This is a genomic window from Rhodococcus sp. WS1 (assembly GCF_003797745.1).
Classification (GTDB): Bacteria; Actinomycetota; Actinomycetes; order Mycobacteriales; family Mycobacteriaceae; genus Rhodococcus_F; species Rhodococcus_F erythropolis.
In genome coordinates this window covers 215,916-240,560 of the sequence record NZ_RKLZ01000004.1, presented here as the reverse complement: position 1 = coordinate 240,560, position 24,645 = coordinate 215,916, and the positions used below count along the sequence as shown (strand labels likewise).

Sequence of the window (24,645 nt, the reverse complement as noted above, 5' to 3'; positions counted from 1 at the left end):
CACAACCTTGCGAAGAATGCGTAATCGTGGACCGAAACCTCTACACCGGCCAGAATCCTGCCTCCTCTGAATCGCTCGCCCGCCTGGCGGTCACAGCGACCAGCGGTCGTACACCGGACTGACCCCGAGCATTGCGACGCGGTCGGCACAGAGCAAGGGACCGCAGTCTTCGACGGCGAGCCCGTTTCCCGCTTTCCGGCCTGAAACACCGCGTTACACCCTTTTTCACGGGCAATAATACGTCTCCACAAAACAGATACACGACATGCACAGCCCGGCGTGGACCGCATCTGCCAGCAGATTCAATCGGCCAGAAGCCTGACGTACGTAGCGGCGATAATCGTCAACGCTTGTCGACTACGTCGACTACCCGATCTGGAATTGACCGATTATCTCGCCCTCGCGCGAAAGCAGCGATACAATTCTCGTGGTCGCGGTATCGGTGGACGGTTGCGCCGTCAGATCGCCCTGACGAATCCGGCTTGCAGGTCGGATCCGATAGCACTAACCAAGTCAGGCAGCTCAGCGTCGCTTTGAATGTTCAGCGCGTCCCCGTAAGTCTCGCCCCTGGCGTTGACTCCGCTCTCGCCCGCTGCGGGAGCGGGCTGACGCTGAGGGCGCAGGGAACTGGAGCGGATCGCTCGCGAACGTGACGTATTCGTTGATGGAACCGTTCGATTGATTGAGAACTGCCACGAATCCGTAACTGTTGTAAAAAGCCTGCACCGCAGTCCCTCTGCGCGCTGGCAACTTGGGAGTTAGAGATGAGGGCATTCAATCCGGTAGTCGGTGGCACTCTACACAGGGCGGCTTCCCGGAACAGCCCGCGCCTTCGCTCCCACGATACCCGGGAGACCACGTTGGCGAACGCGGTGTAAATCCGACTGCTGTCGATGGGCACTCCCCCGTTGTCGATAGTCGAAGTGTGGAGGAAAATCGTGCCGTTGACCGGCGGGGGTGGGCCCGATCCCAACCGGTGCGCACCTCCGCTTGAGCTGGTGACGCGCCTACCAGTGCAAGAACAGCTGCTGCGGCGATGGCACCTGGAATGATTTTTGGTAGAGATGTCATGCCTTTGTCCTTTGTTTGGTTGACGGGCAGAGACATTGATGCGCACGGAGTTTCGGATCAGCGATTGAAATAGCAGACTCGGTTTTGGGTGGGGCAGATGAATCGTTCACTCTGTGTCCCAGAACCCCATACTGAAGCCGTTGTCGGAATCGACCAGACATAGTCGCAGCCGGATGGCTGAAACTGCATACGCCCTTCGATGAAGTAAGTGCCGGCATCGACGATGTTCGACCCTTGAGCTGGTCCGTAGTTGAATCTGGGGCTCGCCTCCGAGACGGTGAACCGCGATCCCATGTAGTTGATTCCGCAACTCGTATCCAGGATCGGTCCGGGAACCACTTCACGGCAATGGGCTTCGTGCCGAATGAAATTCAGCGAAGGCCCTTCATCATGGATCACTGTTGTAGTGATTCGCGTGGACCGCCCGTTCAAATTCAAACCAACGGTGGTGGTCATCAGGAAATCCTCGAACACTTTCCACATGTCGAGGACGAAGCCTCGCACGACGACGTTCCCGATGCGGTGCTCGATGGACCGATGCGAGGTGATCAGCTCCGCCAACTGCAGTGCCCAGTGGTAGCGCTCGTTCAATCTCGTTCGCGCCGCCGAGGGTTCGGCACCAGCGGTGGGCGGTGTGACGTCTGCGAGGGCGCGGCAATCCCTGGCCCACCTCGTCTGCAGAAGGGGCGGCACTACCGCGGAACCGAGCAGAATCACGATGGCGGCGAGCAGCAGCTGGTTTTCGGCGATGTCTTCGCCCGTATTCGTCGTAGCGGATCACCCGCCGGGCGGATCACCCGCGCGTAGCCGCCCGCGCAAGACCGGGCCCGAGCCTTCGACTTCGCGGTAGCCGGAGAGCAACCCGCGGGCAGTCGCGCGCTCGGCGGCGACGACGAACGCTTCGGCCAACGCCGCAACCAGGTCGGTATCCGTGTCGGCGAGTGCGGTGTGCTGCGACCACCACGCAGGGTCACCGGCGTATCCCATCATCCACATCACGCAGCTGATCGGTGTTTTCGATTCCACCCTCACCATGAGAGCACCGATGGTCACGGCACCGATCTTCTTCGGTGGCAGCCAGTGCGAACACGCCGGGAGTGGCCGTGGGTGTGACCGTGACCAGCCCAGGGGCCGCGAACGCGGCAGCGCCCTCAGGCGCCAAAGAAACCTTCGGGCGGCACACCAGGCAGCCGGCGCAGCCGTAACCGCACGGTGGCCGCTCGAAGAGGGTCACTACTGAAATGGTTGCGAGACTAGCCCAAAGCCAACCAACGAAAAGGGTTCCGGCGAGCGTGAGCGGATCTACGTGCCGCCGGCTGGGTGATCAACAAGAAGAAGGTGCAGCGCCTCTGGCGCAAGGAAGGATTGCGGGTGAAGGTCCGCAAGATCCGGAAACGTGCCAGCGCCTCGACCACTCCGATCACCGAGGCGAATGCACCGAAGGTGGCGTGGGGCGATCGACTTCCAGTTCGATTCGACGACGGACGGGAGGAAGTTCAAGATCGCGTCGATGGTCGACGAACACACCCGTCAGTCGGTGCTCAACATGGTCGAGAGATCTATCCCAGCAGAGGATCTCGTCGCAGCTTTGGAGAAGGCGTTCGCGCTCTGGAATGGCCCGCCGCAGGTGTTGCGGTGCGACAATGGACCCGAGTGCATCTCCGAGGCGTTGCGGAGGTTCTGTGAGGACTGACTGGGAATCGGATATGTTCCCCCTGGTCAGTCGTGGAAGAACGGTACATCGAATCCTTCAACAATCGCGTTCGCGACGAGTGCTTGAACTTGAACGAACTCCACAGTCTCCTCGAAGCCCGGGTGGTCATCGAGGACTGAAGGAGGACTACAACAACCGACATCGTCATTCATCGCTGGCGTACCGAACTCCGAATGAGTACGCTGCCATCTGCATTCACACGCGTTGATTCTCTGATACCGAGTGGCTCACCAAACGGGATCCTTCCAGGCCCCCTTCGATTGCTGCTACCAACTCAGCGGCACCACTCGACCGACGACCACTTAGAAGAGTTCATCCCCATCTCGGTCCGCGAGGCCAAGGGTGACGAATCATGAGCGGCTGCAACATCGTTCCGATGCGAGATCAGACTCTCTCTGCTTCGACTTCTGACTCGATTCACCGAGCGCCCCGACCAACGATCAGGGCCGAGGGGCCTCGAATCCCGAACGTATCCGTACTCGCCACCACCTCATCCGCCTTAACACCTTTGCCTGTTGCCTGCGGCATTTCCAGTTTTCCAGCCGTGCGCCATAAGACTTTCCACATTTCGGTTAGCGCGCATGGATAATCGAACCCCTCAAACTGCAACTTGAGTCGACGATTCGAATGCCACGTCGGCCTGAGCAAATCAACTGCGGGTCGGACCACGGCACTACGTCCACGGTTCCGGCTGTTGGGCACCTCCGCCCTCCGAACAGTGCGTTCTCGGCGTTCGCTGAGGTGCCTCACCCGCCACTAGCGGCCAGACGGATGCTCAGTCAGTAGCCTCCGTAGCTCCTCTCGCTCCGTGCGGTCCACTGCGCCGCGGCGCAGCGTCGGAGCGGAACCGACAAGGAGTCGGCTGTACGGATGCTCTGGCCGACACAGAACATCAGCCGTCGATCCTTCCTCCACGACCCGACCTCGATACAGCACGATGAGTCGATCTGTTACTCCAGCGACTGAGCCGAGGTCGTGAGAGATGAACAGCAATGTTGCACCCGAGTCACGCAGCGAAGCGAGGATCTCGATGACATTGACGCGGTTCGCCGAGTCGAGCGCGCTCACCGGTTCATCGAGAATGATGAGCCGGGGGTCGGTGATGAGCGCACGCGCGACCGCGACCCGCTGACGCTGACCACCGGAAATCTCACCGGGGAAACGGGGAAGAATGTCGGGGTCGAGAGCAACTGTCGCCAGACGAGCCGCAACCCGCTCACGGATCACGCCACGACCGAGTACTCCCGCAATTTCGAGAGGCTCGGCAAGCGACTGTGCAATCGTGCGCTCCGGATCGAGACTGCGCAACGGATCTTGAAAGACATACTGCACGATGCCTTCTCGGCGAAACTGGCGCCACTGGGCGCGCGAAAGCGTCGTCAGATCATGATCGTCGACGTGAATTTTTCCGCCCTCGGTCTCGATGAGCCCGAGCACCGCGCGCGCGATAGTCGACTTACCCGAGCCCGTCTCGCCGATCAGGCCTAGTGCTTCACCGGGGGCAATTCGGAAGCTGACGTCGTCGAGGATCTGGCGGCGCTTCGCGCCACGGCCGTATGAGACGTCGAGGTTCCGGACGTCGAGCAAGGGTTTCGGGTCAAGAGACATGTGCGGCAACCTCTCTCGTGAATCGATCGAGACCGTAAAGCTCGTGTTCCGAGACGAGCAGCCGGGTGTACTCGTGCTGCGGATCGTGCAGCACTTGTGCAGTTGATCCGCGTTCTACGATGACACCGTCACGAAACACCACAACCTCGTCGGCAACTTGAGCGACAACAGCTAGATCGTGGGATACGACGATCAGTGAAAGCCCGTGACGCTCGGTCAGATCGACGATCAGGTCGAGTACCTCTGCCTGTACCGTGACGTCGAGTGCGGTCGTTGCCTCGTCGGCAATCAGAATGCGTGGCTCCAGCGATACGGCTATCGCGAGGAGTACACGTTGAAGCATCCCTCCGGAGAGTTCGTGCGGGTACTGCCGGAACACAAGCGCGGGATCGTGAATCCGCACTTCGTCGAGCAACGTCAACGCCTGTGCCTTTGCCTCCCGGCGCCCCAATCCGCGTTTGACACGCAGCACTTCGACAACCTGCTTCCCGACCGGGATCGACGGATTCAGATACGAGCCCGGGTCCTGGAAAACCGCCGTAATTCCAGACCCGCGAGCACGATTCCAGTCGACATTCGTGAAACGGGACGTGTCGCTTCCGAAAAGTTCGATCGTGCCCCCGGAGATCGCAAGGCCGGCAGGCAGAAGACCGAGTACCGCCCGGAGACTGATCGATTTCCCGCTCCCCGATTCACCGACGATACCGAGGACTTCGCCTCGCCGAAGCTCGAAATCGACACCGCCCACGAGAACAACCTCGTCGACTTCATTGACAATCCGCAGATCAGCCACGCGCAGAACCGTTTCCGGCTCGGCTTCCGCAGTCAGCAGTATCGACATCGGTTCAAACTCCTTGCTTCGATGTAAGGCCCCGTCGACGACGTGACCGAGCGAGCAGTTGCCGACCCGACTCACCACTGACGTCGATGTCGAGGGCCCCGCCCGGACGGCGGCTGATGAGATTAGGAACGAACAAGAGGTACCCGCCCGAGTTGCGTGAGCGTGCGGTGCGGATGGTCGCCGAGGTCCAACACGAGTACCCGTCGGAGTGGGCCGCAGTCGAATCCGTGGCCGACAGACTCGGTATCGGAACAGCGCAAACGTTGCTCAACTGGATTCGGAGAGCGCAAACTGATGTCGGCGAGCGGCCTGGTGTGACGAGCGAAATGGCAGCGGAGATGCGCAAGCTTCGCGCTGAGAATCGGGAACTCAAGCGTGCCAACGAGATTCTGAAGTCGGCATCGGTTTTCTTCGCAGCGGAGCTCGACCGCAACAACAAGTGATCATCGACTACATCAACCGATACAAGAGCGAGTGCGGCGTCGAGCCGATGTGCAGAGTGCTCAGCGAGCACGGCTGTTCAATCGCGCCGTCCACCTACTACGAGGCCCGCAACCGTTCCGCTTCGCGGCGGACCGTGCGCGACGAAGAGCTGAAGATCGAGGTCATCCGTGTGCATGCCGAGAACTATTCGGTCTACGGCGCCCGCAAGGTGTGGTCGGAAATGCGGAGAGAGGGCATCGACGTGGCCAGGTGCACGGTCGAACGGTTGATGGGCGTTCTCGGACTCGAAGGGGCACGTCGAGGCAAGAAGAAACGGACCACCATCGCCGATACGCAAGGCCGTCGCGCGGAGGATCTGGTGCAGCGAAAGCTCAACCCGGCTGCGCCAAATGTGTTGTGCGTAGCTGACTTTACATACGTTTCGACGTGGTCGGGTTGGGTGTATGTCGCGTTCGTGATCGATGCGTATTCACGCAGAATCCTCGGGTGGCGAACCGCGACGACGATGACGACACCGTTGGTGCTCGATGCGATCGAGCACGCAATCTGGGCCCGCCGCCTAGAAGGGATTACCGACCTGTCCGGGCTCATTCACCACAACGACCGCGGGTCGCAAGGCGGATTCAACACGTCAATTGCGTTCACCGACAGGCTCATTGAGGTCGGAATCGATGCCTCGATCGGGGCGACCGGGTCGAGTTACGACAACGCTCTCGCCGAGACGATCAATGGTCTCTACAAGACCGAGTTGATCAAACCGCGTGGGGCGTGGCGAACGGTCGAACATGTGGAAATCGCCACGTTGGAGTGGGTGGACCGGTTCAACCACCGACGACTCTACGAGCACTGCGGCGATGTGCCGCCAGCTGAACTCGAGGCGTTCTACTACGGTGAACACAGAACTACGCGAATCGCGGAGTTCTCAAATCAGTAAGTCCGCGGACTCGCCGGTGCGATTCAGAGTGAATCGTGCGTCGATGTGATGTCGCCACGGGAAGTGGTGCTGCTGATGAGTCAGCTTAAGCTGAGCCGCTTCCGATGCAACGAAAATGGGACTGGCGTCCTTCACCACCAACGCGCAAGGTCTATCGTCCGAACTGGCTGGGCCTCCCGGACTCTGCGCGAGCAAGTGTGACGTCAACGCTAGGAAGATCCAAGTTGCCGACCGAGTCCTCAGGTTCCATCACTGACCACCCTCCGCCGTCCGACTCACCTGGTTCGACTCCCTGATCAATCGATTCATTGTGCAGTCTGGGCGAGTACGCCCGAGATGAAAAGTTGTACAAGAACCCTCGGCCTTGTACCGGGCATCGGACCCAGCACCAATACAAAGGTTCCCGATGGATTTGAGCACGTTGTACGCATCGATCCGCGAAGCAGTGTCAACGGACTCAAGTGCTGCCTCGAGCTTCTTTACTACGCCGACAGCATTACCGAGCCACTCTGAGCGAACGACTATCCCTTGCTTACTTCGCCGAGGGCCGACGCATCGGTAATCTCAACGAACTTTGTCGGACTCGCGGAAGAAGTTGGCCTCGATCCGGATGCCCCGACATTTGGCCGCACGCGAGACTTAGTCGATTTGCTGATGTCCACGATCTCGTCGATGCGGGAATAAATGTTCTTCAGCGAGTTCCAAAGCTCATAGCGAGGCGAATTCGGATTCCGCAGGCATGTTCGACGACTGCTCCGAGCTGATCTTTTTCTTGGCGCGAACCCCGTCGATGAGGATGACACACAGCAGAGAGATGACGCCCCAGGTCACAAACGTGATCAAATGCGACCCGACTGTGTCCGAGCCGAAGTACAGAATCGACCGAACCGACTCCACCGCAGCAGGCATAGGCAGGATATCGTGCAGGGCCCGGAAGATCTCTGGTGCCATGTAGACCGACATCGCGCCACCCGACGCCGGAACCCCGAGGAACATCAAAATTGCAACCGCCGGGAGGACTGCGAGAAGTCCGAACAGGCGCACGAACACGGTAGTGAACAGTGCAGTACAGAAAATTGCGACGCTTCCAGTCCCTAAAAGTTGCCAAAAGTGCCCGTCGATCGCTCCGGTTATAGGTCCAGCAATCGTCCAAATCACGGCGGACATGAAGACCGACCAGCCTGCGAGTGTGGGGAGCAGAGTCCGCAGCTTCATCACAGTGGGCGCGGCACTGCTCGCGACGACGATGACCATGAAGCCGGACAGGATCCAGCCCATAGCGATGTACATGCTGACCGTGCCACTGGAATCGGAGCCGACAAGCGGCGCAAGGTCCTGCGTGGTCAGTGGCACCTGCTGCCCCGCCGCAACCTGCGTGAAAACAGCGGCAACTGCTTGCTGCTGGCTCACACCGGCAGCCTGGCTGGTGATCAGGGTCGCGGTCGGCGAATCAGCGGACGGCAATATGTACGCAGCGACCACCGTACGGTCCTGAACCAGGGCGCGAGCGTCGTCAACCGAATCGACTGCACGCAAATCGAACAAACCACCCAAATTCTGTTCAAGTCCGACGACGGCTTGCTCTGTTTGCTCACTCGTCGCAGCGACCATGGCGACCGGCATGTCGCGGGGCGCCGGCTGATACATCGCACCGAGCATGACCGAGAGCATCAGCACAACCATGGCAAACGGGAAGAACGCAAGAGTGGCGTATCGAACCTTGTTGCTGGTGGGGCGGGCTCCCGCTGTCAACGACTCCATCGTCACCTCAGGAGTACCACCTTCAGGACTGCGACGACGTTTGAGCGCGTCGACACCCAAGGTCGCGAGAAGTGCCAACGCTGCGCCGAGAGCCAGGACGATCAGGTGCGAGCCGAGACCGTCGCCGCCGAAGTACAGCACCGATCGCAGAGCCTCTCCCGTCGCCGCGGTGGGCAGGAAACCATGCAGCGTCGCGTAGATCGACGGCAAGGTGTAGACCGACATTCCCATGTTCGATGCCGGGACTCCGAGCACCATGATGAACAGCATGCCGACCAGAACCGCCATCGGCCCGAATATCCGCGTGAGGAACAACTGCACCGAACCCACAGCAAAGACGGCCAGCCAGGAGATTCCGAGAACAGCCGCCGTATGTCCCTCCACTGCACCGAGAATCGGGCCCGTGACCAACCACACGAGCGCTGCGATCAGCGCAGACCATCCCGCTAGGAGTGGTACCACTCGACGGAATCGCAACAGCTCCGGCGAGTTCGACAGTGTGATGCTCAACGGCATGTAGCCCGCAAGCATGAGCGCTGTTGCCATGAACATCGCCGCCAGGCCAGCGGTGTCGTGGGCCGGAAGTGGAGCCAGATCCTCGACTGTCACGTTGAGCCCCTGCTCCAGCACTTGCGGGGCAACGAGACCGGTGACGGTCGAGACCTGGGCAGCGCCCGCCGCGCTCGCGGTGTAGACCGTTGCGGTGTCACCGCCCGCCGTGGGCAATGACACAACTCCGGATACCTCACGGTCGAGAAGGAGTTGACGCGCTTCTTCCTCGCTGCCGACTACTCGCACGTCGACTGCTGACGGATCTGACGCCTCGAGCGCAGCAGCGAACTGATCGGCCTGCTGTATCGGCCCCGAAATCGCGATCGGCATGTTGTTCGGGGACGGCGCATGCATCGCAGCCAGATACCCCGTGATCATCATGCCGACCATCAGGAAGGGCAGCAGAATCATCGCGACGTATCGCCCGATCTGCTCTTTTCGGGCGCGAGCTGCAGCGGCTTCGGCGTCCGTGGACTCGCCTGGTGGATACTCGGTTTCCGGCGATGCGGTGGTGGTCATAGTCGAACTCCTTAGATGTCGTTCGGTTACGCACGGGTCTCCAGTGCAGATCGGTTGCGACGGCGCAACTTCTGCCTTCCCGCCATTGGCATTGACCCCAGAAGCAGGGCACCCCGACCCACGCTCGATACAACCAAGGCGCCCACCATGACTGTCACCGGACGGCGCTTCGGTCGGAGCGCACGCAATCACGTTCCGACCGAGAGGAACTGGCAGTAGCATTACCTCAAACGGCGGAACCCGCCTGTTAGGTCTCGCCCGTTGCGGCCATCGTCGCAGAGAAGGTCATTCACGCATGTTGGCGCCACCGTCGATCGCCCAGGTTTGGCCGTTGATCCACTCGGCGTCATCCGAGAGGAGGAAGGCTACGGCAGCGCCGAGGTCACGCGGTTCACCGAGTCTTGTTGTCGGAACCATCGACAAGAACATCTGCTGCAACTCGACGTCGTTATGCTTGCGCTGCAGTTCTCCCATTACATAACCGGGCATGACCCCGTTGCAACGGATACCTTTCGGTCCCCAGTTCCGTGCGATGTGACGGGTGAGAGAGTTCACTCCGGCCTTCGATGCCGAGTACGCCGGACGTTTCCCGTCTGAGCTGCTAACTGCCGCTCCCGATGAGGTGTTGACAATGCTTCCGCCACCTTGATCGAGTAGATGTGGAAGCGCCGCACGGCAAGTGCGTACGTATCCGACGACGTTGACATCCATGGTCCGTGTCCAGACGTCCAGGTCGGTGTCGACGAGGGTTTTGTCGCGCCCGAGATTGTTCGGGGACAAGTCGGCACCGACGTTGTGGAGTCCATGTAACCCACCGAACTCTGCTACGGCTCGCGCGATGAGTTCTCGGACGGAATCGTCGTCTGCAAGATCGAAGCCGACAGCCAGCGCAACGCCGCCGTTCTCTCGGATCTTCTCCGCCGTCGCTACTGCGCCGGTGATATTGATGTCACCGATCACGACGTTGGCGCCTTCCTCGGCCAATCGTTCCGCGGTTCCGGCTCCGATACCTGTAGCTCCTCCGGCGACGATGAACGTCTTGCCTGCAAGTCCACGCATATTGAATCTCCAATTCTAGTTTGACACTCAGTATCATCATAGGTTTATCGTTTCTCGCTTGCAAGTGTTGGTCGGTATGCTGACGCGATGCCTGAAGACATCACTCCAAGGAACTCGATGCGCGACGTCGCTCGAGCTGCGGTCCGTGCAGAGCTGGCGAAGTCCACTGTTGATCTGATCCTGCGAGAGGGCTACGAGGCAGTGACGGTGACGGATCTTGCAGCCGCTGCCGGAGTCTCCCGGAGTACCTTTTTGCGCTACCTCGGGAGTAAGGAAGCGGCTGTCGTCGATGCGCTCATCATGCAGCGGGACAAGTTGGCCGAGGACGTACTTGCGCGTCCTGCCGACGAAACAGCTTGGAATGCTGTCACCAGGTCTCTCGCTGCAGCGACGGAGAGATACGAAAACGAGCCTGTGAACGCATTGAAGCTCGCCCAATTAGTAAGCAAAATAACAACACTCAAAGCGGCAACGCTTGAGCGTCAGGCTTTGTTGCAGGCAGAGATTGCGGCAGCGTTGATGTTACGGCCGATTCCGCCTCCCTCGCGATTGGCGGCCGATTCCATTGCTGCTGCCGCGGTCGCATGTTTTGCTGTCGCACTGGATCATTGGATGACAGCGGAAGCTTCTGTTCCGATGCGTGACTTCTTCGAGGATGCTCTGGCTGCGCTCGGGCATGGTTCCTGACTCTCCGAGTGTCGAGTCGGACGCGGAGTCCAGGCCGGTTCAGTTGCCAGTTGGTTGCCGCTTCGTTAGCAGTGCGACGTGACGGAGGAGTTGGAGGCCGACCACGGCCCAGGGCTGCCTTGCGGAACTCCAGTGATACGCCGCGCCACCCCACTTGAATGCGCATCCCAACCTCGAAGAACACAACTCGCCGAAGTCCGACGCACCAATACAGAGCTACGACAAGCGCATGCGCGGGAGCATGCCAAATGGCCCGCCCACGGGCGAATGGCCGCCATCCATGCATGTGTGTGCATTTGTCAGCAAACCTGAAAGCCATTGCAGATAGAGTGCAAACTCTCTTCCGGATCTGAGTGGTCAGGCTTCTGTACCCGACGGCGGCGAGGCCGTCGCCAGACCCTCCAGAAGGATTGCCAGTCCGCGTTCGAGTTCGTCCTGACCGTCGTAGTGAGCCATGATCGTAGCCATCGACCGTAGCCTCGGGAACTCGGCGAGCGGAAGCCGGTGCAGGCCGAGCCGTAGGAGATCGTCGGTCTCCTCTGGGTTTTCGACAATTTCTTGAAGCTCGTTGAGTATGTGCCCGTTGAGGAAACCGAACACCGCTCTGTAGATGTGCAGAGCGTCTTCGGGGGTGAAACCGGCGCGTATCAACAGTTCGAGAATCGCCTCGAGGTAGCGCAACGTCCCGGGAGGACGCAATCCGAGCGGCGTCGACAACGGCCGAGTGACCAGCAATGGAACCACGTTGGGGTGCGCGAGCGCGAGGCTGCGATACCCGTACGCAACCGCGTGCAGTTGCCCTCTCCAGTCGCGATCGGACGGGTCGACGACCAGTTGTTCGAGCACGGTCTCCACGACCCCGTCCAGCAGTGCCGCCTTGTTTGCCGCATACCGGTAGAGGGTCATGGGATTTCTGTCGAGCGCTTTCCCCAGTCGGCGCATGGAAAGGCCTTCGGCACCTTCCTCGTCGATGATCGCCAGTGCCGTCGAGAGCACAAGTGCCCTGGTGAGAGGCTCCTCGCGGTCCGCGGCGGGAATCAAACCCTTAGTGCGATCTGGCGAATGTCCGGTCATTCACAGAACATACATCGTATGCCTACGCATTGACAGAACCGCACGGCTGGTTTACTGTTCGAAGACGCCTGATATATACAACGTATACACACATCGTATACCCGGAATGTCCGGATCTACGCAGGCGCTCATCGATACGTCCTGGCGCCCGGAGTCGGCGCGGACGTACGGACTCACTTTCGTCGCATGAGTCCCTTCTTCAAAGGATCGAAGATGAACAGAATATGACAGCACCTACCGCAACACGACGCTCGCGGTTCTTTCAATTCTCAGGTATTGCAACGATTTCCGTTTTCTCTGTCGGCCTTCTCGTCCTGCCGGCCGGCACTGCCGGCGCGGAAGCGACTGCTGTCGGACTCGGCACCGCTGAGCCCTTTGCAGTCCTTGCCGGAGCGGGAATCACCAACACCGGACCGACAACACTCGGAGGCGATATCGGCACGTATCCGACGCCGACCATCACCGGTGTATCGGACCTGACGATCACCGGCACCAATCATGGTGGCGACGCGGTATCGCAGGGAGCGAAACCCGACGTGTGGACTGCCTACAACACTCTTGCCGGTCAGGGACCCACACAACCGACGGGAGCCGACGGGAGCCGACTTGACCGGTCGGACACTGGTTTCGGGTGTCTACAACTCCGGTTCGTCGATCGCACTGTCGGGAACCGTCACCCTCGACGCGCAAGGTGACCCCGATGCAGTCTTCGTCTTCCAAGCCGGATCAACACTGATCACATCGTCGTCCAGCACCGTTGCACTGATCAACGGGACGCAGGCGTGCAATGTCTTCTGGCAGGTTGGTAGCTCCGCCACTCTCGGCACCAACTCTGTGTTCCGAGGAAACCTCCTGGCGCTGACAGACATTACTGCCACAACCGAGGCAACCGTCGAGGGTCGACTGTTGGCGATCAACGGCGCGGTCACTCTCGATACGAACACCGTAATGATCCCCACCTGCGCACCTCCGGTCACAACTACAACCCCGACTGCCACTACGACGACTACGGTTCCGCCTGACACGACGACAACCACGACGGCGGTCCCGCCTGAGGTGACCACAACCACGACTGGCGCACCGGCGGAAACAACGACCACCACGGCGGTCCCGCCTGAGGTGACCACCACCACGGCGGTCCCGCCTGAAGTGACCACCACCACGACAGCCCCACCCGAGGCGACCACAACCACGACTGGCGCACCGGCGGAAACAACGACCACCACCGTCCAGTCCGGCACGACCACGACCACGACGACGACCACGGTGGGCGTACCTCCGGTCATCACGACCAGCCGAAACATTCCGTCGATACCCGTGATTCCCGGTTTACCGCCACTACCGGGAACGCCTCCGACTGTGCCCGGGACAGTAACCATCTCGTCTCAGGTGCCGACGACCTCGGCTTCTCGAACGAGTGTCCCGACCACTCAACCTGTAGGACCGGAATCCCCGACTGGCCGAACCCCTCAGGTGCCGCAGGTACCTCGAGGCTCGGTCGACACCGGCGACGGAAGCACTCGATCGCAAAGTGCCGGGCAGTCGAGTGAAGGGTGGATTGCCTTGCTGGTCTGCGCCTTCGCCGTCGTGGCAACATCGGTCCTCGTCATCCGTCGGACCAGTCGATAGATGAAAGACAGCAACTTCGTGATGGCTCCGCGATCTCGCCGAGCCATCACGGCTATCGCCCTTGCTGTTTCGGCACTCTTGACAGTCGTCGGATGCGCCGGCGGACAGGTCGACGCCGGAAACTCACAACCTCACCCGCCGTCTCGACAAAGTGCCCCATCCGCGCCGAGCGCCCCTGATTCTGTACAGCTGGAAAAGGTGCCGGTAACGGCAGCACAGCGCCCCGTGCGACTCGAAATCCCGTCCATCGGCGTCGACACCATCATCATCGATCTCGGACTCGATACCGATGGAACCCTCGAAGTCCCACCGGACGGGAAGGCTGCAGGGTGGTACACCGGGGCTCCCGCTCCCGGCGAGGTCGGACCAGCGATCATCGCCGGCCACGTCGACTGGGAAGGCGTAGACGGGGTCTTTTTCGATCTGAGGAATCTCGAACCAGGAGCCGACATCATCGTCACCCGCGGAGACGGAAGTCGCGCAGTGTTCACCGCCACCAGCATCGAGCACTTCCCCAAAGAGAACTTCCCCACCAACGTCGTATACGGCGACCTCGACCATCCCGGACTCCGGATCATCACGTGCGGTGGATCCTTCGACGAAACCGCCCGCAGCTACAACGACAACAACATCGCATTCGCCGACATCGCCTGATCAGGACGATTGCCGCGCATCATCACAACGTCTCCGTTGCAGGCCACCGCCAACAGTGCCCAGAGCACGAACGCACCACAATCGGATACGTCACTCTCACAAAGCGCAGCCGGAATGAACAGCACAGCTACATGTGACTCTGGTTCTCTGTAACTTATTGCGGTAGAACGCTATACACATCTCGTACAGACGACTAACCATCGAGAGAACGTCACAATGCCTTTGCCGCTGCTCCACCCGCCCGTGTCTGTGGTGTGTTCATGACCGCTGTCAACCGCGCCCACGACAACCTCCACCCCGAATCCGGTCGCGTTGCGCCTACGTGGCGGGATCGGAAACGTTACTTGTGGCCGTTGGGATTGCTGATCCCGCTGAGCCCCTTCCTGTCCTGGCTACTCGTCGAACATTTGCACCTCGGCCTGTTCTGGGCGACCGGTGCTTGGATCCTGATTCTCGTCATCCCGATTGTCGACCTCGCAGTCGGCGCCGACGGCCACAGTCCGCCCGACAGCGCGATCGCGGCATTGCAGGATGACCGCTACTACCGATGGTGCACCTACCTGTTCGTGCCGCTGCAATACGGGGGCCTAGTCTTCGCCGCCTGGTGCTGGTCGTATGCCCCGATGGCAACTGGAGAGAAGATCGCACTGGCGATGACCGTCGGAGTCGTGGCCGGTGTCGGTATCAATGCCGCACACGAACTCGGCCACAAGAACAATCGTCACGAGCGACGATTGGCGAAAATTGTTCTTGCTCAATCCTTCTACGGACACTTTTACATCGAGCACAATCACGGTCACCACATCAAGGTCGCGACGCCTCGCGATCCGGCCAGTGCCCGTTTCGGGGAATCTTTTTGGATATTCCTGCCCCGCAGTGTGTTCGGAGGTCTGAGGTCGGGTTGGCGGATCGAATCAGCACGTCTGCGCCGACAAGGTTCACCGGTACTGTCGCCTCGGAACAGCATCATGCAGGCGTGGTCACTCTCGGCCGCTCTGTTCGGGACGTTGATCTCCGTGTTCGGGTGGCAGGTACTGCCCTGGCTGTTCCTGCAAGCCTTGGCTGGGATAACTTTCCTCGAGGCGGCCAACTACCTCGAACACTACGGATTGCTCCGTGCGCGCAGAGAAGACGGCAGCTTTGTCAAGGCCAGGCCCGAAGACAGCTGGAACAGCGATCACCTCGTGTCCAACTTGTTCCTGTACCAGTTGCAACGACACAGCGACCATCACGCGAATCCGCGACTACGCTACCAATCCTTGCGCAGCGCTCCCACCGCTCCGCAGTTGCCGGCCGGGTACGCGGTGATGATCGTGTGCGCTGCCGTACCACCGTTGTGGAGGCGGATCATGGATCACCGTGTCCTCGACTACTACAACGGCAACGTCGAGCTGATACACACCAAGGCCACCGTATGAACAACACTGCCCGAGAAGATGATCGCAGCGACGGGCATTACACCGCCATCGGACCGCTCCAGAACGCCCGAGCCGATTACCAGCCGGCCCGTACCCGATTTGAGCGAGCCGCACCGAGTCCGGAGGCCGCCGCCGCCGCAGAGTACCTCTTGACCTAGCCCGACGCATACCTCCATCGCCGCGGCTACCTCGACCTGATCACCCAAACCCCCGGCCCCGGCCCCGGCCCCGACAGCACCATCAACGATTACACCGCCGCCGAAAATTAGCTCCTCACCACCGACGCGAAACCACACCGCCAAGCACACACCGAACCCTGACGCCTCATTCACAAAGACCAGCGAACGAATCACGAGCACGAAGAACAGCAAAACTGCGGTGCACACACCGCCATCATCGACCCCTCGGTTCGTGACCAGGAAGTAGATCTGTTGAATGGCTGTCAGGAGTGCGCGGCCGACGGAGGATCGACCGACGCCGAGTGTCGAGGCGATGGCTTCGAGACTCTTTCTTTGTTCGCGGAGGGGTGCGGACAAGTTAGGTGCGTTCGGGGGCCATGCCGGTGGGCCGGCCGCCGTGTCGGCCTTGTCGGCGGGCGGCTTCGAGGCCGGCGTAAGTGCGTTCGACAATCATGCGGCGTTCCATTTGAGCAAGAGCTGCCACGATGTGGAAAAGAAACTCGCCACCTGCGGTGGTTGTGTCGAATCCTTCGGCGAAGGAACAGAATGTGATGCCGCGTTCACCAAGGGTGTGGACGGTATCGATGACTTGGCGGACGGATCGTCCGAGTCGATCGGGTTTCCAGACGACGAGGACATCGCCGTCATTCTCGCGTAGGTACGTCACGCATTCGCTGAGCTGTGGAAGCTGCGTTTTCAAGCCGGATTCGTAGTCGGCGAAGATACGGATCGCTCCGGCGGATGGCGACATACCCCGCTGCCCCGGACAACGGGGTGACTTAAAGGTTCCTGTTCTCGCGGATCGACCGAAGCAACGGCGCCCGTATGGTCACACCGGGAATGCTGCCGCGGCACACATGCCCTTCGAAAGGATCGGCTTTCGTCAGTGTTCGGATGACACCTATACGTCCGCCGGCATCGAACGGCCACCACGACCTGCGCTCACCCGTGCCATGTGCAGAGGGTGGGCAGTGCTCGTGGCGGGCGGCGAACGGCAGAGCCCAGACTGTGCCGGTGCCGTCCTGATCAGTTTTCGAGCGCCGCAGCCGAACATGCGCACCGTCGAGTCGATCGAGTGTGACGTCCCCGCACTGTAGTGCGACGAGTTCACTGTGCCGGAACACCCCGGTGTAGCCGATCAGGATCAGGGCTCTGTCGCGGCGTTCGAGAATCTCGCCCGCCCAGCCCGCGGCAGAATCTCGAGCAGCGGTGATGATTGTCCACCGAATCTCACGTACACGTCCACATCAGCCTCCCCAACTTCCCCGATGAATGATATTCGGAGGTCGTTGCCGCCCCGAGTTGCGATACCACGAGATTGCGTCAGAATGTTCGGCGAAAATCAAGCGTTCAAAATAATTTCAGTATATTCGAATTCACTTGCCAACGTTGATAATTGGGATGGGCATTGCAAACAAAAGTAGCCAGGCGCGATTCGACGGAATCCCTGAGCGCGGAGACCTCATTGAGGGTCGGCCTCGGTCACGTGTAGCGACTCCGGCCCACATGCGGCCTTTCGGCTGGTGGCGTTTCCTGTTGCAAGTCGAGTCTCACCCATGCGCCTGAAACTTTCACAATGGGCGCTGCCCGATCCATTCTGGCCTGCCGTCTCCACCTCGGGTGGGTGTGCAAGCTTCAGTTGTGCATCCGTCGAAAATATCTTCCACGGATGCGTGGTTCCTCCTTCAGTCACGGGGGAGTCGAAGCTGCGTTGACCATCCGAGAACGCGCCTGAGACACCATTATGAAGCCGAGTACCACGTTCCGACGTGTAGAAATCCTCCAGGAGAGACGAGTTCGACATCGAACGAACAGGTTTTCCGGTCGGCGGTTTACCAGCGATCCGCACAAGCTGACTGAATGTATCCCGAAAATCAGAAACGTACCCGCTAAACTCGACAGAGTTCAGAATTTAAGAAATCTTCGCGCGTAGCAAAGCGCCATACAGGCTTATTTCCGTCCCAGTCTTCAGAGAGCTTTTTAATAGCGCCTAGATACATTCTCCTCATTGGAGTCATAGGCGTAATCTCGAACACTGTTCCTATGTGATGCGGACTTCCATAGTAGCTAGCATTTTTTGAACCGTCGCTTGCCAGAATATAACTAACTTCTTCGAACCCCATGGTTTTCAACCTTCTGCACGTCGAATCATAGTCGTCAGGCATGAAAGCAACATGTTGAAGCCCTTCGCTTCCGCGCGCGTAAAACTCGGCGTAGGGCGATGGCTCAGAGTTCAGCTGGCAGATCAGCTCGATCTGAACGTCGCCAAGATACGCGAGCGCTAGAGACATTTTAACCTCAGATACTTTGCCTCGGTGAATGAATGGTCGATCTCCCAAGGAATCCTCCATGACAACGAATGGACCAACATCAAGAGATTCTGTCCAGAAATTCAACGCTTCTTCGAAATCTCTGACAACGAAGCTCAGCTGTGCAACCTTTCCAAGAAACGTTGGATACTTCTTGATATCAAATTGGTCACTCAACGAGATCTCCTGACACTTGGGGGGTGAACTTCCCCGAACTCTTTCGGTTCCAATCCAATTTCTTTCGCTACCGCCGTCAAGGAATCGAGCCGCGCATCTAAGGATAAATCTGCGCTGATAGCGGGGTGAATTGCCTCGAACGGTATGACCAGGTCTTCGAAACCCTCCGCACGATATCGGTCCAAGCTTTCCGCAATGGGACGGCCAGTAATCCTATTGTAATAAGAGAATGGCAGGTAGTCACGCCCAGCTTCACGCCTGAGCCGCTCTATTTCGTCGCGGATTCGAACAGTTTCCTCCAGTGGCACAGTGGTGCCGTACCATCCGTCTCCGCGCCGCGCAGCTCTACGAATGGCAGGGCCTTTCGTTCCACCCATGACCATGGGCACTTGGATGGCTTCGTTGATCAGCGCAAGAAGAGGGAAAGAATAGAAATCGCCTTTGTGCTCGACTGGGCCTCCACGGAAGAGTTTATCTAATATATCTAAACACTCGTCGTAACGTCTCCCTCGATCTTTGAAGCTCACACCCAAAGCTTCGAACTCGGTCCCCAGCCACCCCGCCCCTACCCCGAAGACGAACCTACCGTTCGAAATCTGTTGCGCCGTTATACACGCCCTTGCAGAAATAATAGGATGCCGAAGAGGCAATAAGGATATCCCGGTAATTATTCGAGCATTGGTGGTAGCTGCGGATATCGCACCGATCATCGTCCATAGATCATACATGCGCTGGTCTGCGCTCACCACCGCAGGTTTCGACCATCCGCCTTCGTAGGGATGCTCGGCATTCATTACTTCAGGTGCAACGATGTGCTCACCCACCCAGATGCTATCGAATCCCAGGTCGTCAGCCAACCGAGCAATTGGAACTAGAAAGCGCGGATCACTACCGTATAACGAAATTCCAAGCGACACACTCACTCCATTCCGGTATGGGAATAAACTAGACAAGATCGAGCAATGAACTCGCTGTCAACCGAACGCCTCGGCCGCTCCCTCGTCCCCTCTGCACCGACCTGCACTCGGCTGGTTCAGTCCTCGCACAACCGAGCAATCAGGCAGCATGAGCAGGATCACATTGACTGTTTCAACATGCGTCTCAGGAGCTGTGGGCTGCGCCCGAATTCCGCGGCGCACTGTGTCCTGAGGACAAAGCAAGCTGTCCACCATCCATGTTCATGATGAGTCCACTCGCGTAACTCGCATCCTCGGAAGCGAGGAAGAGCGCTGCTTTGGCCTGGACTTCCGGCTGCGCGGCCTGCCCGAGCGGGATGCGACTTTCGCGTTCAACGAAGTGGTCTGGGTTCTTTATCACGTCGGCCCTTGAAAGTTCACTCCCCCATGTCATTCCAGGGCAAAGTGCGTTGACCCTGATGTTGTATTTGCCCCAATCCACGGCCAGGATTTTGGTCAATCCAATTACGCCGTGTTTAGACGCGACGTACGGAGCAGCCGTGGGAAACGCCACAATTCCGCCGATTGAAGCAATATTGACGATAGAGCCCTTGAGGTTAGGAATCATTGACCTCACCGCCACCGCCTGCGCCCAGTAGAATGGACCGTCTAGGTTCACAGTCAGCACCCTTCTCCATGCGTCTCGTGGCATTTCCTCAGTCGGGGCGCGATGCATTATTCCGGCATTATTGACTAGGACGTCCACCCGTCCGAATCGGTCCATAATTTCTTCGACGTTTGCATCCACGTGGGACGGATCGCTCACGTCGCCTGTAAGACCGAGTGCGTGACCTCCTTCCTTATCAACTTGGCGAACTGCATCTGCCACCGAATCGGGTTTCAGGTCAGTAATGACTACCTGTGCGCCCTCACTCGCGAACGCTTTTGCAGTGGCTAATCCGATACCTCCCGCAGCCCCGGTGATGACGACGACTTGATTTCGAAAACGCATGTCTTAGATTTACCTTTCCGTTGAGATGCGAAATAATATCAGCGGCAACGCAACGTTGTTTCGAATTAGCTACTCCACATTCATATAAAGCGCTTTCTCATACAAGAAACTTTGCACATGCTGAGCACCGCCTTTCCAACCGTACCCGCTCATTTTATAGCCCCCGAATCCCACATTGGCATCCCATGCTCCGTAGCAATTAACCCAGACGGTTCCAGCTTTTATGGACTGGACCATTCTGTGCGCTGTTGACAAGTTTTTCGTCCAAACTCCGCCCGCCAATCCGAAGTCCGTATCATTCGCCAAGCGAATTGCCTCGTCCTCGTCTTCGAAAGGAATTACGGCAATGACAGGACCGAATATCTCCTCTTGCGCAATCTTCATGTTGTTTTTAACGTCAGCAAAAACCGTCGGCTCGACGAAGAACCCATTTTCAGCCTCGGCTACGACCTTTTTCCCTCCACAAACTAGACGCGCCCCTTCGCACTGTCCGATGTCTATGTACCTCATCACGCGATCTAACTGCTTCTTTGATACAAGTGGACCGAGATCGACGTCGTCGAGTCCATTTCCAACTGTCAATGTCCGACTGAAGTCTGCGAGCCTTTTAACAAATTCATCGTAAATACTTCGTTGAACCAATACTCGCGTACCCGCGATGCAAACTTGACCACTGTTCGCGTAGACACCCATTGCTGCTCCGGGGACAGCCTTGTCAAGATCGGCATCCGCAAAGATAATGTCCGGCGACTTCCCGCCTAGTTCCAGTTGAACCCGCTTCATATTGCTTGCGGATGCTTGCACGATTTTTCGGCCAGTTTCAGTGGACCCGGTGAACGAAATTCGATCAACGTCAGGGTGCTCGGCCAGTGCAGCACCAGCGGTTGTTCCGTAACCGGTCACGACATTCACGACACCGCTCGGCACCCCGGCCTCGACCAGCAGTTCAGCAACTCGCAGAACAGCAAGGGACGCGTCCTCCGCAGGCTTCAAAACAGCAGTGCATCCTGTTGCCAGGGTCGGGCCCAGGATCCACCACTGACTGACCAGTGGTCCATTCCACGGGATCACTCCCCCAACGACCCCAACCGGCGCCTTGAGAACAGCATTGAACTGACCCGCTATCGAGCTTTGGAGGGTTTCAGTGCTGGCTACGGCCGTTTGCGAGGCGTACAGCTGGATTACTTGCGAGACAACATCTTTCAGCGCCGTTGTGCGAGCAAGAGGAGCTCCCATATCCAAGGTCGTCAGGAGCGCAAGTTCATCGAAGTTGGCCATGATGAGATCGTGGATTCGCAGAAGGAGCTGCCGTCTCGAATGAGGTGTCCATCGGCTCCAGTCACTGTTAAAAGCGCGACGTGCAGCGAGCACTGCCAGATCTACGTCTTCGCGCTGACCGGAAGCCAGGCGGGCGATGACCTCACCGGTGGCTGGATTAACGGTCTCGAACTCCGCCGACGACATCGCCGGCTGCCAACGACCATCGATCAGCATCTGCTTAGAACGATTATCGAGGAAGCCGGTTAGTGCGAGCGAATTGCTGGTCACGGACATCAGGTTCCTCGTCTCTGTGGCGTCTGACTACTTGCAGTGTCAACGGCCGGCTCCGCGCTCGCTCCTCGATGGGGCCGGCTCACCGTTAACGGAAATTCCGAATTGATTCACGCGAATCTGCGCAAATGAACGGCATTACCTGCGTCCTGCATATAGGACAACTATCTGTAATGTAGGACACAATGACCCTACGATAGTGGTTTCTGCCACGTCAAGCCATCCGCTCGATCTGCGTTCTTACCGGGCCCTAGGCCCTAGGCCCTACACCCTGACTTTGAAATCGGCGACACACCCGAAAGTGCACAACGTCGAACCGAAAGGCGACCGCATCCAGGAGACAACCGTCGGGCAGTATTGCGCCCACAATCAGCCGTAGGGCGGAGTGATCAAGCCGGACTGCTTCGCTCACCACCTCGCCGAGCCGCTCAGGCGAGCGCCTCTCGTGCCAAAGCCGCGTCCTTGATGCTCAAGCAATGACCACTCTTGACGTGATCTACGCCACGTTCTAAGGTCTATCTGTCCAATAACACGGACTTTCGTCCGCGATGCAAGACGCATTGCGTATCGACACCCCGTCATCACCCGTCGCTCCAACGGTCGCGAAGCCTCCATAGGCGGTCCGAAGCACAGGCAACCCAGACTGTGCGTCTTGGTAACGCGTCGCGCCAGATTGGCACCGCTACCACTTCTAACATCCATCGTGCACTTCAAATTTCCGCGTGACCGTCGGAGATCGAACCGGTTCTCCACAGGAAATTGAAGTCCGGTGAGGTTGTACCGCTCTCTGCGAACAAATTGAGATGACGAGCAGTCTGCTGGCAAGCATCACGCTCTTGACGAGAAATTCGATTCAACGAATACAGGAGGCAACATGCCGGACACACAGGACAGCGCCATCACCGAATCACCTCATGTTCTGGAACCTGCCACGCCATCCCCCCACCGGCCATCTGAGCAACATAAGCCTAAGCTCAACAGGAGGGTCGCTTTTTCCAGTCTTGTAGGCACTTTTGTCGACGGCTACGACCTTGTGCTGTACGGTCTCGCCGCAGCACTTGTATTCCCCCAGGTGTTTTTCCCAGCCCTCGGCGAAGCCGCCGGAATCGTTGCCTCATTGGGCACGCTTGGCGTAGCTTTCGTGGCCAGACCATTCGGAGCGATCATCTGCGGCCACTTCGGTGACCGCTACGGCCGGAAGCGAACATTGGTGGCAACACTACTGGCCATGGGAGTTTCGTCGACCATAATCGGCCTTGTTCCATCAGCAGCTCAGATCGGCGTGGCAGCACCGATCCTTGTCGTCATGATGCGAATCGTCCAAGGACTAGCAGCAGGTGGCGAATGGGGTGGTTCGACATCGTTCGTCGCCGAGCACGCGCCCCCTGGCCAACGCGGACTTTACGCAATGTTCCCGCAACTCGGTCACGCATTGCCCCAAACTGCCGCCAGCGCGTTGTTCCTCGTTCTTGGACTGACCATGAACGACGATGCATTCCTCAGTTGGGGCTGGAGAATACCTTTCGTGCTCAGTATCGGTTTGATCGGAATCGGACTATACATCCGATTGAAAGTGGAAGAAACACCGGTTTTCAAAAAGGCGGCGCTCCACGGAACCTCCACCTCACCCCTGCTAGAAGCATTTAAGACGCAACCTCTTGCGATGGCCAAGGGTGTCGGCGTATCTCTGACGATGTTTGTCCTCTTTTACCTCGCAACCTCGTACCTAGCTGTATATGGCACAAATACCCTCGGTTTCTCGAGGAATCAAGTATTGGTCGTCGGACTGCTCGCCGGAGTCTGCTACGCCGTCTCGACAGCACTTAGCGCGATATACTCTGACCGTATCGGTCGACGACGGCTTATCGGACTAGGGCATATCATCGGAGGTTTATGGATTTTCCTTCTTTTCCCGATACTGAATTCTGGGCTGCTCGTTTGGTATGCAGTGGGCATCTGCTTAACAACCACAATCGCGGGCATAGTACACGGCCCGATTGCCGCCTTTCTTCCAGAACAGTTCCATACCCGATACCGTTACTCTGCAACAGGTTTCACTTACAGCATGACCGGCGTCATCGGAGGCGGACTCGTCCCACTGTTAGCTCCGATCATTATCGAAACGGCCGGCACCGTCGCCTTCGGCACATTTGTGGCTGCATTGCTTTTTGCAGCGGCAGCCTGCACATTCTCACTCCGCCAAACACAAGAACAAAACCTTGATTCGGTTTAAAATCAAGACTCCTTCGAATTAACAGGCACGCAAACATTGACCGGATCCGATTCCCACCCACGTCTGGATCACGAGAATAGCGAGCGTCTGGATCACGAGAATAGCGAGAAAAATATTGACGGGCCGGCCTCAGATTTCAAGCAAGACCTGAATTTCTCGATATCTCCCAGCAGAAGGACTCCTGAAGGAAACTGCATTCACGATACTATAAAATCGTTTAGCTATCAGAATACCCGTCCCATTCGACATTGGAGAAGATATTAAAGGAATCGTCTTTCTCGGAGATCGAAAGCTGGAGCTTCGCGAATTCCCGGATCCGGTGC

The 24,645-nt window shown here is 58.5% G+C and carries 22 protein-coding genes and 1 pseudogene; 10 read left to right on the top strand and 13 right to left on the bottom strand.

Features of this window, described 5'->3' with window-relative positions; genetic code table 11:
- Positions 1-1,128: 1,128 nt before the first annotated feature.
- Together EEB12_RS29280 and EEB12_RS29275 are read right to left on the bottom strand one after the other, a co-directional pair.
- Positions 1,129-1,821, bottom strand: coding sequence for a 5-methylcytosine restriction system specificity protein McrC (locus EEB12_RS29280; protein WP_141489107.1), 693 nt, complete (start codon positions 1,819-1,821; stop codon positions 1,129-1,131).
- A gap of 27 nt (positions 1,822-1,848) precedes the next feature.
- Positions 1,849-2,124, bottom strand: coding sequence for a 5-methylcytosine restriction system specificity protein McrC (locus EEB12_RS29275; protein ID WP_141489106.1), 276 nt, complete (start codon positions 2,122-2,124; stop codon positions 1,849-1,851).
- A 255-nt stretch (positions 2,125-2,379) separates the two neighbouring features.
- On the opposite strand from EEB12_RS29275, the pseudogene EEB12_RS31195 reads away from it, so the two are divergent.
- The 3 genes and pseudogenes from EEB12_RS31195 to EEB12_RS31190 all read left to right on the top strand — a co-directional run.
- Positions 2,380-2,445, top strand: a pseudogene (locus EEB12_RS31195) (hypothetical protein); the annotation flags it as partial.
- Positions 2,446-2,503: 58 nt separating this feature from the next.
- Positions 2,504-2,764: an integrase catalytic domain-containing protein gene (locus EEB12_RS29270; RefSeq protein WP_181447610.1), complete on the top strand. Its 261-nt coding sequence runs from the start codon at positions 2,504-2,506 to the stop codon at positions 2,762-2,764.
- Between the two features lie 32 nt (positions 2,765-2,796).
- Positions 2,797-2,904, top strand: coding sequence for an integrase core domain-containing protein (locus EEB12_RS31190; protein WP_181447609.1), 108 nt, complete (start codon positions 2,797-2,799; stop codon positions 2,902-2,904).
- A gap of 637 nt (positions 2,905-3,541) precedes the next feature.
- Here EEB12_RS31190 and EEB12_RS29260 read toward each other — a convergent pair.
- Positions 3,542-4,393: an ABC transporter ATP-binding protein gene (locus EEB12_RS29260; protein ID WP_141489104.1), complete on the bottom strand. Its 852-nt coding sequence runs from the start codon at positions 4,391-4,393 to the stop codon at positions 3,542-3,544.
- Positions 4,383-5,234 carry an ABC transporter ATP-binding protein gene (locus EEB12_RS29255; RefSeq protein WP_141489103.1) on the bottom strand — a complete coding sequence of 284 codons (852 nt, stop codon included), beginning with the start codon at positions 5,232-5,234 and terminating at the stop codon, positions 4,383-4,385. The genes EEB12_RS29260 and EEB12_RS29255 overlap by 11 nt, the downstream gene beginning before the upstream one ends.
- A gap of 116 nt (positions 5,235-5,350) precedes the next feature.
- Between EEB12_RS29255 and EEB12_RS29250 the strand changes: the two genes are divergently transcribed.
- Positions 5,351-6,612, top strand: a protein-coding gene (locus EEB12_RS29250) for an IS3 family transposase (protein ID WP_141489102.1) whose coding sequence is annotated in 2 segments (ribosomal slippage) — positions 5,351-5,639 and positions 5,639-6,612 — 1,263 coding nt in all. Because the reading frame shifts where the segments join, the coding sequence is not laid out codon by codon here.
- A gap of 708 nt (positions 6,613-7,320) precedes the next feature.
- On the opposite strand, the gene EEB12_RS29240 is transcribed toward EEB12_RS29250, so the two are convergent.
- The gene (locus EEB12_RS29240) at positions 7,321-9,444 is read right to left on the bottom strand and encodes an ABC transporter permease (protein WP_141489101.1); all 2,124 of its coding nucleotides are present in this window, start codon (positions 9,442-9,444) and stop codon (positions 7,321-7,323) included.
- A gap of 285 nt (positions 9,445-9,729) precedes the next feature.
- A complete protein-coding gene (locus EEB12_RS29235) occupies positions 9,730-10,503 on the bottom strand; it encodes an SDR family NAD(P)-dependent oxidoreductase (RefSeq protein ID WP_141489100.1) in 774 nt (257 codons plus the stop codon).
- Between the two features lie 87 nt (positions 10,504-10,590).
- On the opposite strand from EEB12_RS29235, the gene EEB12_RS29230 reads away from it, so the two are divergent.
- A complete protein-coding gene (locus EEB12_RS29230) occupies positions 10,591-11,190 on the top strand; it encodes a TetR/AcrR family transcriptional regulator (protein ID WP_141489099.1) in 600 nt (199 codons plus the stop codon).
- 357 nt (positions 11,191-11,547) lie between these two features.
- Here EEB12_RS29230 and EEB12_RS29225 read toward each other — a convergent pair whose 3' ends face one another.
- Positions 11,548-12,264 (bottom strand): TetR/AcrR family transcriptional regulator, encoded by a 717-nt coding sequence (locus EEB12_RS29225; RefSeq protein ID WP_141489098.1) that lies wholly within the window; start codon positions 12,262-12,264, stop codon positions 11,548-11,550.
- Between the two features lie 224 nt (positions 12,265-12,488).
- On the opposite strand from EEB12_RS29225, the gene EEB12_RS31010 reads away from it, so the two are divergent.
- The 4 genes from EEB12_RS31010 to EEB12_RS29210 all read left to right on the top strand — a co-directional run bounded on the left by EEB12_RS31010 (position 12,489) and on the right by EEB12_RS29210 (position 15,965).
- A complete protein-coding gene (locus EEB12_RS31010; protein ID WP_258537455.1) occupies positions 12,489-12,959 on the top strand; it encodes an ice-binding family protein in 471 nt (156 codons plus the stop codon).
- Positions 12,871-13,893 carry an ice-binding family protein gene (locus EEB12_RS29220; RefSeq protein ID WP_258537454.1) on the top strand — a complete coding sequence of 341 codons (1,023 nt, stop codon included), beginning with the start codon at positions 12,871-12,873 and terminating at the stop codon, positions 13,891-13,893. Before EEB12_RS31010 ends, EEB12_RS29220 begins: the two co-directional genes overlap by 89 nt.
- A complete protein-coding gene (locus EEB12_RS29215; RefSeq protein WP_141489097.1) occupies positions 13,894-14,547 on the top strand; it encodes a class F sortase in 654 nt (217 codons plus the stop codon).
- A gap of 260 nt (positions 14,548-14,807) precedes the next feature.
- Positions 14,808-15,965 carry an alkane 1-monooxygenase gene (locus tag EEB12_RS29210; protein ID WP_141489096.1) on the top strand — a complete coding sequence of 386 codons (1,158 nt, stop codon included), beginning with the start codon at positions 14,808-14,810 and terminating at the stop codon, positions 15,963-15,965.
- Here the strand turns inward: EEB12_RS29210 and EEB12_RS31005 are convergent.
- The 6 genes from EEB12_RS31005 to EEB12_RS29180 all read right to left on the bottom strand — a co-directional run bounded on the left by EEB12_RS31005 (position 15,920) and on the right by EEB12_RS29180 (position 22,092).
- The gene (locus EEB12_RS31005) at positions 15,920-16,501 is read right to left on the bottom strand and encodes a hypothetical protein (RefSeq protein ID WP_258537453.1); all 582 of its coding nucleotides are present in this window, start codon (positions 16,499-16,501) and stop codon (positions 15,920-15,922) included. The genes EEB12_RS29210 and EEB12_RS31005 overlap by 46 nt on opposite strands.
- Before the next feature lies 1 nt (position 16,502).
- Positions 16,503-16,895 carry a recombinase family protein gene (locus EEB12_RS29200; RefSeq protein WP_258537452.1) on the bottom strand — a complete coding sequence of 131 codons (393 nt, stop codon included), beginning with the start codon at positions 16,893-16,895 and terminating at the stop codon, positions 16,503-16,505.
- 1,138 nt (positions 16,896-18,033) lie between these two features.
- Positions 18,034-18,630 (bottom strand): VOC family protein, encoded by a 597-nt coding sequence (locus EEB12_RS29195; RefSeq protein WP_181447608.1) that lies wholly within the window; start codon positions 18,628-18,630, stop codon positions 18,034-18,036.
- On the bottom strand, positions 18,627-19,547 hold the full coding sequence (locus tag EEB12_RS29190; RefSeq protein WP_181447607.1) for a TIGR03619 family F420-dependent LLM class oxidoreductase: 921 nt from the start codon (positions 19,545-19,547) through the stop codon (positions 18,627-18,629). The genes EEB12_RS29195 and EEB12_RS29190 overlap by 4 nt, the downstream gene beginning before the upstream one ends.
- Positions 19,548-19,731: 184 nt before the next feature.
- The gene (locus EEB12_RS29185) at positions 19,732-20,538 is read right to left on the bottom strand and encodes an SDR family NAD(P)-dependent oxidoreductase (RefSeq protein WP_141489093.1); all 807 of its coding nucleotides are present in this window, start codon (positions 20,536-20,538) and stop codon (positions 19,732-19,734) included.
- Between the two features lie 69 nt (positions 20,539-20,607).
- Positions 20,608-22,092: an aldehyde dehydrogenase family protein gene (locus EEB12_RS29180; protein WP_141489092.1), complete on the bottom strand. Its 1,485-nt coding sequence runs from the start codon at positions 22,090-22,092 to the stop codon at positions 20,608-20,610.
- An 871-nt stretch (positions 22,093-22,963) separates the two neighbouring features.
- Here EEB12_RS29180 and EEB12_RS29175 point away from each other — a divergent pair.
- Entirely contained in the window at positions 22,964-24,322 is a 1,359-nt protein-coding gene (locus tag EEB12_RS29175; RefSeq protein ID WP_141489091.1) for an MFS transporter, read from the top strand.
- The last annotated feature ends 323 nt before the right edge of the window (positions 24,323-24,645 follow it).